This window comes from Pseudomonas sp. AGC41, from assembly GCF_057334555.1.
In genome coordinates this window covers 25,251-38,305 of record NZ_JBHFJB010000114.1, presented here as the reverse complement: position 1 = coordinate 38,305, position 13,055 = coordinate 25,251, and the positions used below count along the sequence as shown (strand labels likewise).

The following is a 13,055-nucleotide window of genomic DNA, read 5'->3' as shown; positions in this document are numbered from 1 at the left end:
GCCCACTGCGCAATGCCTGCGTTCGGCCATCGTGGTTAACGGGGCGTCGAAGTTCAAAATCCAAAGCAAGAGCAAGAGCAAGAGCAAGAGCAAGAGCAAGAGCAAGAGCAAGAGCGGGGTGCACACCGACCCAAGCCCACCAACGATGCATAAAAAAACGGCGCTTTCCTTGTTAAGGAAAAGCGCCGTTCTTGTACGGCAATGCTGCTCACTTAAGGCAGTCGGGGAACCCGTGGCGAGGGAGCTTGCTCCCGCTGGGCCGCGAAGCGGCCCCAAAACCTGCCAAATAAGTAGCATCAGACACACCGCATCCGCCGGTTTACGACTGCTTCGCAGCCGAGCGGGAGCCCCCCCCCCCCCACGGGTACATCATTGTGTTTAGTGAACAGCATTACGTTCTTGTACGGGGACTTATATCAGTCAATGTACTCAAACAACTTCACAATCTTCTGCACCCCAGACACACCCTGAACCAGATTGGTCGCCTGCGCGGCCTCCTGTTTGGTCAGCAACCCCAGCAGATAGACAATCCCGTTTTCGGTCACAACCTTGATGCGCGAACCAGGGATGCTGGCGTCGGTGAGCATCTGGGTCTTGATCTTGGTGGTCAGCCAGGCGTCGTTCTGGCGGGCCAGCAGCGAGGAGGGTTGGAGGACCTGCAGCTCGTTGTGCACGGTCTTGACCCGCTGCACCGCGCTGGCTTCCTGTTCGGCCTTGGCCTTGAGGTCGGCGCGGGGTGTCTGGCCGGCCAGCAGCACAACGCCGTTGAAGCTGGTGACGACGATGTGCGAATTGTTGTCCAGGTCCGGGTCGGCCTTGGCAATGTTCACGCCCACTTTGGTTTCGATCAACGAGTCGTCGATCTTGCTGCCGAAGGTGCGAGTGCCGCGGTCGTCTTCAATCGGCTTTTCCCGGCTGGCGTTAACCACCGATGTGCAGCCGCTGATGCCGAGGCACAGGGTCAGGGCCAAAAGGCCTAGGCGATTAGGGGTCATTCTTCACTCCCGAACAGTTGGCTGTCGATCAAGTCGCAAAGGCAGTGGATCGCCAGCAGGTGGACTTCCTGAATACGTGCGGTGACATTGGCCGGTACGCGGATCTCGACGTCTTCAGGCAACAGCAGTGAAGCCATGCCGCCGCCGTCGCGACCGGTCAATGCTACGACAATCATTTCGCGATCATGTGCGGCCTGGATCGCTTGAATAATATTCGCCGAATTGCCACTGGTGGAGATCGCCAGGAGCACATCGCCAGGCTGGCCGAGCGCGCGGATCTGTTTGGAGAACACTTCGTTGTAGCTGTAGTCGTTGGCGATTGACGTGATCGTCGAGCTATCGGTCGTCAGTGCGATGGCCGGCAGGCTCGGGCGCTCGCGTTCGAAGCGGTTGAGCAGTTCCGATGAGAAGTGCTGGGCATCGCCGGCCGAGCCGCCATTACCGCACGAAAGCATCTTGCCCTCGTTGAGCAAGGCATTGACCATCACTTGGCTGGCTTGCTCGATGTGCGGTGCAAGTACGTCCATCGCCTGTTGCTTGGTGTCGATACTGGCCTGAAAAAGCTGGCGGATTCGCGATTGCATGTCCATCTGTGTGACCTTAAGTAGCGCGACTTATCGGCACAACATGTGCGGCGCGCAAAGCAAAGAGCAAAAAAGTTGAGTGAAGGTGTCCGGCTCGGCTGCGCTCAACTGTCGAAGGCGTTTTGCAGCCAATTCAGTTGGTCGACGTTGCTATCGATGGCAACCACGTCGAAGCGACAAGGATGATCGGCCCAGCGAGACTCGCGTTGCAGGAAATACTGCGCGGCGAAAACCAGCTTCTGGCGCTTGCGCTGGTCAATGCTGTCGAGCGCGCCACCCCATTGGGTATTTTTTCTGTAGCGGACTTCGACGAATACTACTGTATCGCCGTCAAGCATGACCAGATCCAGCTCGCCGCGTTTGCACAGCCAGTTTTGCGCCAGCAGCCGCAGGCCGTGTTGCTCAAGATGCGCGAGGGCGAGGCCCTCGGCATCCCTGCCGCTTTGCTGGCGCGATCGGTCGGGCATCAGCGCGGGGTGTCCGGCAGGCGCTGGACCTGGCCGTTGACGAACTGCGCCCAAGGAAGTTGACGTTGCACGCGCTGGCTCGGAGAGACAGCCAGGCTGCCGGACAGCCCTTCGATGCGGCTGTCGGGCAAGGCCTTGAGCTGGCCGAGGCGTGGAGCCAGGCGATAGGCGTCAGCGCCCATCGCGTACAGCCGGCCGAGGCTGCCGGCCGCCTGGGGCCACTGCGCGGTGACCTGCTGGCGCAGCGGATCGTTGGCGTCGAGGAGCCATGGGGTTTCGCAGAAGCGAACACCGTTCATGTCGTTGTACTGGTTCTGGTCGCCGCTGACGCTGAACACCGAGGAGGTCGCGTAGACCGGCACGTCGCCGGCGTACTGGAAGTTCAGGGTCGGCTTGATCTGCTGGGCCTGCTGCGGGGTCGATGCGAGGAAGATGAACTCGATGTCCTGGCGACGCGATGGCTGCGCCGCGACGGCGGTGCCTACCGTGCTTTGCAGGCTCTTGGCGCGACCTTCGCTCTGGCGCAGCTGGAACATGTCGGCGATCTGCTGTGCCAGTTGCACCGGCTGGTCGACACGCTCGATTGCCATGATGGTCCCGCCATTGGCCTGCCAATCCTGGCTGAAGGCTTTCAAGACGCGATCGCCCCATTCGCCTTTCGGCACCATCACGGCTGCGCGATGCAGGCCGTCGGCACGGGCGCGCCGGGAGACTTCGCGGGCCTCATCTTCAGGCGCCAGGCCGAACTGGAACAGTTGCGGCGGGCCTTGTTCGCCTTCGCTGTAGTTCAGCGCCAGGGTGGTGATCGGCAGCTGCGGGCGGGTGCTGATCTGCTTGACCAATGGTTTTTCCAACGGGCCGACTACCAGCTGTACGCCGTCGGCCTGGGCCTTGCGATAGAACTCGTCCATCGAGGTCAGGCTGGCGCTGTCATAGAACTGGATGCTCGGCGGCTTCTGCCCGGCCTGTTGGGCCTGGTAATGCGCGGCCATGAAACCCTCGCGCAGTGCTTTTGCGACCGCAGCCAGCGGGCCATTCTGTGGCAGCAGCACGGCGATCTTGCCCAGTGGCTGGCTTGCCAACTCCTTGAGCTTGACCAGCGGTGTCGGCAACTGGAGTGCGGCGGGGTGTTTCGGGTTCTGTTCGCGCCAGCTGTCGATGGCGGCTTGTTGCTGTTCCAGGGTGCCCGCGGTTTTCACGGCTTTGGCCAGGCTCAGCCAGCCACCGAGATCGTCGGTAGTGGTCGGTTGCAGTTGATCGGTGGGCAGCGAGGCGATCAAGGTCCAGATGGCTTCGTGATTTTTTGCCTGCGCTTCGTTTTCCAGCAGCGGAGCAATGAAGATCCGCTCGCGGGCGGCGGCCAGGGTCTGGCCATCGGCCTCCAGGGCGCGAGCGCGGACGGTGCCGGTGCGGACTTGCTGCTCCACCGGCATTTCGCTCAGGTGCTGCAAGCTCGGATGACTCAGCGAAGTCAATGCAGCCTTGGGCTGGTTGCGCGTCATTGCCAGTTCGGCCGACAGCGTATTGGCGAAAATCTGCTGGCCGGGCTTGAGCTGCTCCATCGGCACTTGCTGCAGGATCTGTGCGGACTGGCCGGCATTGCCCTGGCGGTAGGCGAGGTCGGCGGCGCTCAAGCGCAGCAGGGCGGCTTGTTCCGGGTTTTTACTTTGGGTGGCCTGTTCGAGCAATTGCTCGATACTGGCATCCGGGGTCCGTGGAAGTTCGCCAAGGCTGGACGAGGGCGAGCTGGCGCAAGCCGCCAGGAGGGCGGCGAGGCAGAGGGCGGAGAGCAGCCGCAGGCAAGCGATCATGTAAGTGTTCCTGATACGAGATCAAATTAGCGTCGAATTGTACCCAAGCACTGGCCGGGGCGCGATGTTAGTGGCGTGAATCGGTCGATTTAGGTATTTCAAAGCGTGCATTGCAGCACAGCAGATGCTCCTCGCTCGGAGCCACGCCCCGTGGCGAGGGAGCTTGCTCCTGTTCCCCCAGGGCTAATGTGAGCGGCTGAAAATGGCGGTACACGCTACAATGCCCACTTTTATGACCATGAGGTGCGCGTTTTGACTGCTCCAGGTGCTTTGAATTCCGCTGCCGGCTCGCTTTACGTGGTGGCGACGCCCATCGGCAACCTGGACGATATCAGTGCCCGCGCGCTGAAGATCCTCGGCGAAGTCGCCCTTATCGCAGCCGAAGACACGCGCCACTCCCAGCGTTTGCTGCAACATTTCGGGATTTCCACGCCATTGGCGGCTTGCCATGAGCATAACGAGCGGGACGAAGGCAGTCGTTTCATCACTCGTCTGCTGGCTGGCGACAACGTCGCGCTGATTTCCGATGCCGGTACGCCGCTGATTTCCGATCCGGGTTACCACTTGGTGCGCCAGGCCCGTGCTGCCGGCGTCAATGTAGTGCCGGTGCCGGGTGCCTGCGCATTGATCGCGGCGTTGTCGGCGGCCGGCTTGCCGTCGGACCGGTTTATCTTCGAAGGTTTCTTGCCGGCCAAGGCCGTGGGGCGGCGAGGGCGCCTGGAAGCTATAAAGGAAGAACCTCGAACGCTGATCTTTTATGAGGCGCCGCACCGCATCCTCGAGTGTCTCCAGGACATGGAGCTGGTGTTCGGCTCCGAGCGCCAGGCATTGCTGGCCCGGGAACTGACGAAAACCTTCGAGACCTTGAAGGGACTGCCTCTGGCGCAGTTGCGTGCGTTTGTCGAAAGTGACAGCAATCAACAGCGTGGCGAGTGTGTGGTGCTGGTTGCGGGCTGGACACCGCCCCAGGACGAAGACGCGGTCAGCGGCGAAGCGATGCGCGTCCTCGATTTGCTGCTGGAAGAAATGCCCCTCAAACGGGCCGCGGCCCTCGCCGCGCAGATCACCGGCGAGCGCAAGAATGTGCTGTATCAGGCTGCGCTGGATAAACAGAAGGCCCAATGAAACCGATGCGCCAGGCTGGCCAGGGGCTTTTAGCGCTTGTTCTTCGGGCGCGCTACCGTTAACCTTCGCGGCGGAGAGTCGATCGGACAGTCGCTGCCCTCTATGAAAATTAGGGGGGGGAGGAAAGTCCGGGCTCCATAGGGCGAAGTGCCAGGTAATGCCTGGGAGGCGCGAGCCTACGGAAAGTGCCACAGAAAATAACCGCCTAAGCGCTTCGGCGCCGGTAAGGGTGAAAAGGTGCGGTAAGAGCGCACCGCACGGCTGGCAACAGTTCGTGGCTAGGTAAACCCCACTTGGAGCAAGACCAAATAGGGTCCCAAGGCGTGGCCCGCGCTGGGACCGGGTAGGTTGCTAAAGATGTCCAGTGATGGCCATCGTAGACGAATGACTGTTCAAGACAGAACCCGGCTTACAGATCGACTCTCCACCTTTTCCCTCCCTGCCGGAATCAATGGCAGATGCAGTTCCTAAGATCAAAAAAATCTTACTCTTAATAAATCACTTTAACTTCCGCACGCAGTCCCCTGTGTGTTCTCGAGTTAGGGCGAATTTTCCTACGTCAGATTCTTGTTACCCCTCCTGAAACGCTCCTAAATCTCCGATCTATAAGGCTTTTCCTTCATTCCGTGCCTTGACGGTGCGGTGGGCGCATTCCTATAGTGTGCGCAAGTGGCGGAAAGTGGCATGAAGTGGGTTTTTTTGAAGGTAAAACGCCAAAAAGTGGAGAAACGCTGACGTGTTTCGCGGAGCTAACGCTATCAGTCTCGATGCAAAAGGCCGTCTCGCCATGCCGAGCCGGTATCGTGACGAGCTCGTTTCGCGAAGTTCAGGGCAGTTAATCGTCACGATCGACGCCGTTGATCCATGTTTATGCGTTTACCCTCTTGATGAGTGGGAGATCATCGAAACCAAACTGCGCGCACTGCCTTCGCTGCGGGAAGAGAACCGTCGCCTGCAACGCTTGCTGATCGGTAATGCCGTTGACCTCGAACTCGACGGCAGCGGTCGTTTCCTGGTGCCGCCGCGTCTGCGCGAGTACGCCAGGCTGGACAAGCGCGCGATGCTGGTGGGTCAACTGAACAAGTTCCAGCTGTGGGACGAAGATGCCTGGAATGCGGTTTCTGCCGCTGACCTCGCTGCTATTCAACAACCGGGCGCCATGCCTGATGAACTGCGTGATTTGATCCTGTGACTACTGATAGCGGCTTTAACCACATCACCGTACTGCTTGACGAAGCCGTCGAGGCTCTCGCCGTACGTCCTGATGGCTGCTATCTGGACGGCACGTTCGGGCGTGGCGGGCATAGCCGGCTGATTCTCAGCCAGCTCGGTCCGGACGGTCGGCTGTTGGGGTTCGACAAGGATCCTCAAGCGATTGCCACCGGGCAAGCGCTAGCGGCCGAAGACGGCCGCTTTGTCGTTGTGCAGCGCAGCTTTGCGGAGCTGGGTTCGGAAGTCGCCCAGCGCGGCCTGGCAGGCAAGGTCAGCGGCGTATTGCTTGACTTGGGCGTGTCTTCGCCGCAGCTGGACGACCCGGAACGCGGCTTCAGTTTTCTCAACGACGGTCCGCTGGACATGCGCATGGACCCGTCCCGTGGCATTAGCGCGGCTGAGTTCGTCAACACCGCGCCCGTCGAAGAAATCGCCCGCGTATTCAAGGAATACGGCGAGGAGCGTTTTTCCGGGCGCATGGCGCGCGCCGTGGTCGAGCGTCGCGACATCAAGCCGTTCGAGCGTACCGGTGACCTGGCCGAAGTGCTGAAGGTTGCCAACCCTGCCTGGGAAAAAGGCAAGAACCCGGCGACCCGGGCTTTCCAAGGGTTGCGTATCCACGTCAACAACGAATTGGGCGATCTGGAGGCCGGTCTCGAAGCCGCTCTTGAGGCGCTGGAAATCGGTGGGCGCCTGGTGGTGATCAGCTTCCATTCCCTGGAAGACCGTATCGTCAAGCTGTTCATGCGCAAGCTCACCAAAGGCGAAGCCGATAACCTGCCGCGCAATCTGCCGGTGCGTTTCGAGGCCTTCGTGCCGAAAATCAAGATTCATGGCAAAGCGCAGTTCGCCTCCGAGGCCGAGCTCAAGGCCAACCCTCGCGCCCGTAGCGCGGTCATGCGTGTCGCGGAGAAGTTGCGGTGAGCAAGCTTTTCGCCAAGCCCCTGCCAGGCGGCAGCTTTTTCATGCTGCTGCTGTTTGTTGGCGTGCTCGTGTCGGCCATTGCCGTGTCTTACAGCGCGCACTGGAACCGGCAGCTGCTCAATACTCTTTACAACGAGCTCAGCGTGCGCGACAAGGCGCAGGCCGAGTGGGGTCGGTTGATCCTGGAGCAAAGTACCTGGACCGCCCACAGCCGTATCGAAGTCCTGGCGACTGAACAACTGAAGATGCGCATCCCCGGTGCGGCTGAAGTGCAGATGGTGGCGCCATGATGAGGCTCGAAGGGGCGCTGTTCCCGTGGCGGTTCCGCCTGGTCCTGGGTTTGCTCGGGATCATGGTCGCGGCCATTTCGTGGCGCATCATCGATTTGCAGGTGGTCGACCGTGACTTCCTCAAGGGGCAGGGCGACGCTCGCAGCGTGCGTCATATCCCGATTCCGGCTCACCGTGGCCTGATCACCGACCGCAATGGCGAGCCCCTGGCTGTCAGCACTCCGGTGACCACCTTGTGGGCGAACGCCAAGGAAATGCAGCAGGCCAAGGAGAAGTGGCCGGCGCTGGCTGCCGCCCTCGGCCAGGATCCCAAGGCGCTGACCGAACGCCTCGAAGCCCAGGCCAACAAGGAATTCATCTATCTGGTACGCGGGCTGACGCCCGAGCAAGGCCAGAGCGTGCTCGACCTGAAAGTGCCGGGCGTCTACGGCATTGAAGAGTTTCGGCGTTTTTATCCGGCCGGTGAGGTCACCGCCCACATGGTCGGGTTTACCGACATCGATGACCGCGGACGGGAAGGGGTCGAACTGGCCTACGACGAATGGCTCGCCGGTGTCGCCGGCAAGCGCCAGGTCATCAAGGATCGGCGCGGCAGGCTGATCAAGGATGTCCAGGTCACCAAAAACGCCAAGGCCGGCAAGCCCTTGGCGTTGTCCATTGACCTGCGCCTGCAATATCTGGCCAACCGCGAGCTGCGCAACGCCATCGTCGAGAACGGTGCCAAGGCCGGCAGCCTGGTGATCATGGACGTGAAGACCGGCGAGATCCTCGCCATGGTCAACCAGCCGACCTACAACCCGAACAACCGTCGCAACCTGCAGCCGGCGATGATGCGCAACCGCGCAATGATTGACGTGTTCGAACCCGGTTCGACGATGAAGGCCGTGTCCATGGCTGCCGCCCTGGAAACCGGGCGCTGGAAACCGAGCGACACCGTCGAGGTCTATCCGGGCACGTTGCAGATCGGCAAGTACACCATTCGTGACGTATCCAAGACCGAAGGCCCGGTGCTCGACCTGACCGGCATCCTGATCAATTCCAGTAACGTCGGCATGAGCAAGATCGCCTTCGATATCGGTGGTGAGTCGATTTATCGCCTGGCCCAGAAGATCGGCCTCGGCCAGGACACCGGCCTGGGCTTTCCGGGCGAGCGCGTTGGCAACCTGCCCAACTATCGCGAATGGCGCAAGGCGGAAACAGCCACCCTGTCCTACGGCTACGGTGTTTCCGTGACGGCGATCCAGCTCGTCCACGCGTTTTCCGCGCTGGCCAACAACGGCCGGATCGCCCCGCTGACGCTGATCAAGACCGACAAGGCGCCGCAAACCACCCAGGTAATTCCCGAGGACGTCGCCAAGACCATGCAGGGCATGCTGCAACAGGTGATCGAGGCGCCGCGCGGTGTCTACCGCGCCCAGGTGCCGGCCTATCACGTCGCCGGCAAATCGGGTACGGCGCGCAAGACTTCCGTGGGCACCAAGGGTTATGCCGAGAATTCCTATCGTTCGCTGTTCGCCGGCTTCGGGCCGATGAGTGATCCGCGCTACGCCATCGTGGTGGTCATCGACGAACCGAGCAAGGCCGGTTATTTCGGCGGCCTGGTATCGGCGCCGGTGTTCAGCAAAGTGATGTCCGGTACCCTGCGCCTGATGAACATCACCCCGGATAACCTGCCGCCGACCCAGCAGGCGAGTACCGCCCCGGTCGTTCCCTTGAAAGCCGACGGAGGGCGTGGCTGATGTCCCTGAGCCTGAACAAGATTTTTGCCCACGCCGGGCATGACCTGCTGATTCGCGAGTTGGCCCTCGACAGCCGCGACGTGCGCGCCGGAGACCTGTTCCTGGCGGTGCCGGGTGCCCGTTTCGATGGCCGTGACCACATCGCCGACGCCTTGAAGCGCGGCGCGGCGGCGGTGGCTTATGAAGTGAACGGCGCAACCGTGCTGCCGATCACCGATGTTCCGCTGATCCCGGTCAAGGGCCTGGCGGCGCAGCTGTCGGACATCGCCGGGCGTTTTTATGGCGAACCGAGCCGTCACCTGAACCTGATCGGCGTGACCGGCACGAACGGCAAGACCAGCGTCACCCAGTTGGTGGCGCAGGCGCTGGATCTGCTCGGCCAGCATTGCGGCATCGTCGGCACGCTGGGCAACGGTTTCCATGGCGCGCTGCAAAGCGGCCTGCACACCACACCGAACCCGATTGCCGTGCAGGCGACCCTGGCCGATCTGAAGAAGGCCGGCGCCAAGGCCGTGGCGATGGAAGTCTCTTCCCACGGCCTCGATCAAGGTCGCGTCACCGCGCTCGCGTTTGACGTCGCGGTGCTGACCAACCTGTCTCGGGATCACCTGGACTACCACGGCTCCATGCAGGCCTACGGCGAAGCCAAGGCCAGGCTGTTCGCCTGGAACGACCTGAAGTGCCGGGTCATCAACATTGATGACGAGTTCGGCCGCCAACTGGCCGCCGAGCAACGCGAGTCCCGGTTGATCACCTACAGCCAGGAAGACCCCAGCGCCTACCTTTATATCCGTCAGGCGCAGTTCGATGACGAAGGCGTGCGCGCCACGCTGGTCACGCCCCAGGGCGAACACCACTTGCGCAGCACCTTGCTGGGTCGCTTCAACCTGAGCAACGTGTTGGCCGCCATTGGCGCCTTGCTCGGGCTGGACTATGCCCTGGACGAAATCCTCAAGGTGTTGCCGAAACTCGAAGGTCCGGCCGGACGCATGCAGCGCCTGGGTGGCGGTACCCAGCCGCTGGTGGTGGTCGACTATGCGCACACCCCCGATGCATTGGAAAAAGTCCTCACGGCCCTGCGTCCGCACGCCAAGGGCAAGTTGCTCTGTCTGTTCGGCTGCGGCGGTGATCGTGATCGCGGCAAGCGCCCATTGATGGCCGAGGTCGTGGAACGATTGGCCGATGGCGTGCTGGTCACCGATGACAATCCGCGCAGTGAAGATCCGGCGCGCATTTTCGACGACATCCGCGCCGGATTCTCGGAGGTGGACAACGTCACCTTCGTGGCCGGGCGTGGCCAGGCCATTGCCCAATTGATCGCCAGCGCTTCGGCGGACGATGTCATCGTCCTGGCCGGCAAGGGACACGAGGACTACCAGGAAATAAACGGCGTGCGCCAGGCTTTTTCCGATCTGGTGGAAGCCGATCACGCCCTGACCGCATGGGAGGTGGCCCATGCTTAAGGCCTTGAAGCTCAGCGAGCTGACCAACGCTTTGAATGCGCGCCTGATCGCTGCGGACGCCTCGTTCGACGGCGTCAGCATCGACAGCCGGGCGATCGCGCCGGGGCAGTTGTTCATCGCCCTGGCCGGACCGCGCTTCGACGGTCACGATTACCTCAACGAGGTGGCGGCCAAAGGCGCGGTCGCAGCACTGGTCGAGCGGGAAGTGAGCAACAGCACGCTGCCGCAGTTGCTGGTCAGCGGCACTCGCCAGGCCCTGGGTCAGCTCGGTGCGCTGAATCGCGGGGCGTTTGCCAATCCGGTCGCAGCCATCACCGGCTCCAGCGGCAAGACCACGGTCAAGGAAATGCTCGCGAGCATCCTGCGCACGCGCGGTCCGGTCCTGGCGACCCGTGGCAACCTGAACAATGACCTCGGCGTGCCTTTGACCCTGCTGGAACTGGCGCCGGAGCACAGCGCCGCGGTCATCGAGCTCGGCGCTTCGCGGCTCGGCGAGATTGCCTACACGGTCGGCATGACCAAGCCTCACGTGGCGGTGCTCAACAACGCCGGGACCGCCCATGTCGGTGAGTTCGGCGGCCCGGAGAAGATTGTCGAGGCCAAGGGCGAGATCATTGAAGGGCTGGCTGACGATGGCGTCGCCGTGCTTAATCTCGACGACAAAGCCTTCGAAATCTGGAAGGACCGGGCCGGGGAACGCAAGGTGCTGACCTTCGCCCTGAGCAACCTGGCGGCGAATTTCTACGCCAGCGACCTGGATCGCGACGCCCGTGGTTGCCCGGCTTTCAACCTGCACAGCCCTGATGGCGCGGAGCGCGTGCAATTGAACCTGCTTGGCACGCATAACGTTGCCAATGCCCTGGCCGCCGCGGCCGCCGCTCATGCGCTGGGTGTGTCGTTGCCGGGCATTGTCGCCGGGTTGAACGCCGTACAGCCGGTGAAGGGACGCAGCGTCGCGCAGTTGGCGAGCAACGGCATGCGGGTCATCGACGACACCTACAACGCCAACCCGACGTCCATGTGCGCCGCTGTGGATATCCTTGCCGGTTTCCCAGGTCGCACCGTGCTGGTGCTCGGGGATATCGGTGAACTGGGCGAGTGGGCGCAGCAAGGCCATCACGATGTCGGTGCCTACGCGCGCGGCAAGGTCGATGCACTGTACGCCGTCGGCCCGATGATGGCCCACGCCGTGGCGGCGTTTGGCGAGCACGCACAGCATTTCACCACGCAGGCCGAGCTGATCCAGGCCCTGGGCGCCGAGCAAGACCCGAACACCACCCTATTGATCAAGGGCTCACGCAGTGCGGCGATGGAAAACATCGTTGCGGCTTTGTGCGGCACCCGTATGGAGAAACATTAATGCTGCTGCTGCTAGCGGAGTACCTGCAACAGTTCCACAAAGGCTTCGCGGTCTTCCAGTACCTGACCCTGCGCGGGATTCTGGGCGTGCTGACCGCGCTGTCGTTGTCGCTGTTCCTGGGCCCGTGGATGATCCGCACCCTGCAGAACCTGCAGATCGGCCAGTCGGTTCGTAACGACGGCCCGCAGTCGCATCTGTCCAAATCCGGCACCCCGACGATGGGCGGCGCGCTGATCCTGTCGTCCATTGGTATCAGCACCCTGCTTTGGGCCGACCTGGCGAACCGCTACGTCTGGGTCGTGCTGCTGGTGACGCTGTTTTTCGGCGCCATTGGCTGGGTCGATGACTACCGCAAGGTCATCGAGAAGAACTCCCGCGGACTGCCAAGCCGCTGGAAATATTTCTGGCAGTCGGTGTTCGGCCTCGGCGCGGCGATCTTCCTTTACATGACCGCCGCCTCGCCGGTGGAAACCACCCTGATCCTGCCGATGCTCAAGGACTACAGCATCCCGCTGGGCGCAGGTTTCATCGTGCTGACCTACCTGGTAATCGTCGGTTCGAGCAATGCGGTCAACCTCACCGACGGCCTCGATGGCCTGGCGATCATGCCGACGGTGATGGTCGGTGGTGCGCTGGGGATCTTCTGCTACCTGTCGGGTAACGTGAAGTTCGCTGAATACCTGCTGATTCCTTATGTACCGGGGGCGGGCGAATTGATTGTGTTCTGCGGCGCGCTGATCGGTGCCGGCCTGGGCTTCCTCTGGTTCAACACCTACCCGGCGCAGGTCTTCATGGGCGACGTCGGCGCGCTGGCGCTGGGCGCGGCCCTGGGCACCATCGCCGTGATCGTTCGCCAGGAAATCGTCCTGTTCATCATGGGCGGCGTGTTCGTGATGGAGACCCTGTCAGTCGTCATTCAGGTTGCTTCCTTTAAATTGACCGGCCGCCGGGTATTTCGCATGGCGCCGATCCACCACCACTTTGAACTCAAGGGCTGGCCCGAGCCGCGCGTGATCGTCCGTTTCTGGATCATCACCGTGATTCTCGTGTTGGTCGGCCTTGCCACCCTGAAGCTGAGGTAGAAC

General features: G+C 61.9%; 12 protein-coding genes and 1 other RNA gene. 9 read left to right on the top strand and 4 right to left on the bottom strand.

Going from position 1 to position 13,055, the window contains the following annotated elements; all coding sequences use genetic code 11:
* Window positions 1-416 precede the first annotated feature (416 nt).
* The 4 genes from ACE04F_RS19150 to ACE04F_RS19135 form a co-directional block, all read right to left on the bottom strand.
* Entirely contained in the window at window positions 417-995 is a 579-nt protein-coding gene (locus tag ACE04F_RS19150; protein WP_030139689.1) for a BON domain-containing protein, read from the bottom strand.
* A complete protein-coding gene (locus ACE04F_RS19145; protein ID WP_007928463.1) occupies window positions 992-1,585 on the bottom strand; it encodes a phosphoheptose isomerase in 594 nt (197 codons plus the stop codon). The genes ACE04F_RS19150 and ACE04F_RS19145 overlap by 4 nt, the downstream gene beginning before the upstream one ends.
* A gap of 98 nt (window positions 1,586-1,683) precedes the next feature.
* Window positions 1,684-2,046: a YraN family protein gene (locus ACE04F_RS19140; RefSeq protein WP_434569741.1), complete on the bottom strand. Its 363-nt coding sequence runs from the start codon at window positions 2,044-2,046 to the stop codon at window positions 1,684-1,686.
* On the bottom strand, window positions 2,046-3,857 hold the full coding sequence (locus ACE04F_RS19135; protein ID WP_486109118.1) for a penicillin-binding protein activator: 1,812 nt from the start codon (window positions 3,855-3,857) through the stop codon (window positions 2,046-2,048). The genes ACE04F_RS19140 and ACE04F_RS19135 overlap by 1 nt, the downstream gene beginning before the upstream one ends.
* Before the next feature lie 252 nt (window positions 3,858-4,109).
* Between ACE04F_RS19135 and rsmI the strand changes: the two genes are divergently transcribed.
* From rsmI to mraY, 9 genes are all read left to right on the top strand, one after another.
* Window positions 4,110-4,982: a 16S rRNA (cytidine(1402)-2'-O)-methyltransferase gene (rsmI, locus tag ACE04F_RS19130; protein WP_486109116.1), complete on the top strand. Its 873-nt coding sequence runs from the start codon at window positions 4,110-4,112 to the stop codon at window positions 4,980-4,982.
* A gap of 74 nt (window positions 4,983-5,056) precedes the next feature.
* An RNA gene (rnpB, locus tag ACE04F_RS19125) (RNase P RNA component class A) lies at window positions 5,057-5,410 on the top strand.
* A gap of 308 nt (window positions 5,411-5,718) precedes the next feature.
* Window positions 5,719-6,174, top strand: a complete 456-nt coding sequence (mraZ, locus tag ACE04F_RS19120) for a division/cell wall cluster transcriptional repressor MraZ (protein ID WP_186530428.1) — start codon at window positions 5,719-5,721, stop codon at window positions 6,172-6,174.
* Window positions 6,171-7,118 (top strand): 16S rRNA (cytosine(1402)-N(4))-methyltransferase RsmH, encoded by a 948-nt coding sequence (rsmH, locus tag ACE04F_RS19115; protein ID WP_486109114.1) that lies wholly within the window; start codon window positions 6,171-6,173, stop codon window positions 7,116-7,118. The genes mraZ and rsmH overlap by 4 nt, the downstream gene beginning before the upstream one ends.
* Entirely contained in the window at window positions 7,115-7,408 is a 294-nt protein-coding gene (gene ftsL / locus ACE04F_RS19110; RefSeq protein WP_486109112.1) for a cell division protein FtsL, read from the top strand. The genes rsmH and ftsL overlap by 4 nt, the downstream gene beginning before the upstream one ends.
* Complete coding sequence (locus ACE04F_RS19105; RefSeq protein WP_486109110.1) at window positions 7,405-9,147, top strand: peptidoglycan D,D-transpeptidase FtsI family protein; 1,743 nt, start codon at window positions 7,405-7,407, stop codon at window positions 9,145-9,147. Before ftsL ends, ACE04F_RS19105 begins: the two co-directional genes overlap by 4 nt.
* Window positions 9,147-10,610 (top strand): UDP-N-acetylmuramoyl-L-alanyl-D-glutamate--2,6-diaminopimelate ligase, encoded by a 1,464-nt coding sequence (locus tag ACE04F_RS19100; RefSeq protein ID WP_434602871.1) that lies wholly within the window; start codon window positions 9,147-9,149, stop codon window positions 10,608-10,610. Before ACE04F_RS19105 ends, ACE04F_RS19100 begins: the two co-directional genes overlap by 1 nt.
* Complete coding sequence (locus tag ACE04F_RS19095) at window positions 10,603-11,970, top strand: UDP-N-acetylmuramoyl-tripeptide--D-alanyl-D-alanine ligase (protein ID WP_486109108.1); 1,368 nt, start codon at window positions 10,603-10,605, stop codon at window positions 11,968-11,970. The genes ACE04F_RS19100 and ACE04F_RS19095 overlap by 8 nt, the downstream gene beginning before the upstream one ends.
* Complete coding sequence (gene mraY, locus ACE04F_RS19090) at window positions 11,970-13,052, top strand: phospho-N-acetylmuramoyl-pentapeptide-transferase (RefSeq protein WP_063324484.1); 1,083 nt, start codon at window positions 11,970-11,972, stop codon at window positions 13,050-13,052. The genes ACE04F_RS19095 and mraY overlap by 1 nt, the downstream gene beginning before the upstream one ends.
* Window positions 13,053-13,055 lie beyond the last annotated feature (3 nt).

Coding starts and splice junctions, on each gene's coding strand:
- ACE04F_RS19095 (WP_486109108.1), top strand. CDS start 10,603: ATGCTTAAGGCCTTGAAGCTCAGCGAGCTGACCAACGCTTTGAATGCG.
- ACE04F_RS19100 (WP_434602871.1), top strand. CDS start 9,147: ATGTCCCTGAGCCTGAACAAGATTTTTGCCCACGCCGGGCATGACCTG.
- ACE04F_RS19105 (WP_486109110.1), top strand. CDS start 7,405: ATGATGAGGCTCGAAGGGGCGCTGTTCCCGTGGCGGTTCCGCCTGGTC.
- ACE04F_RS19140 (WP_434569741.1), bottom strand. CDS start 2,046: ATGCCCGACCGATCGCGCCAGCAAAGCGGCAGGGATGCCGAGGGCCTC.
- mraY (WP_063324484.1), top strand. CDS start 11,970: ATGCTGCTGCTGCTAGCGGAGTACCTGCAACAGTTCCACAAAGGCTTC.
- ACE04F_RS19150 (WP_030139689.1), bottom strand. CDS start 995: ATGACCCCTAATCGCCTAGGCCTTTTGGCCCTGACCCTGTGCCTCGGC.
- ACE04F_RS19135 (WP_486109118.1), bottom strand. CDS start 3,857: ATGATCGCTTGCCTGCGGCTGCTCTCCGCCCTCTGCCTCGCCGCCCTC.
- ACE04F_RS19145 (WP_007928463.1), bottom strand. CDS start 1,585: ATGGACATGCAATCGCGAATCCGCCAGCTTTTTCAGGCCAGTATCGAC.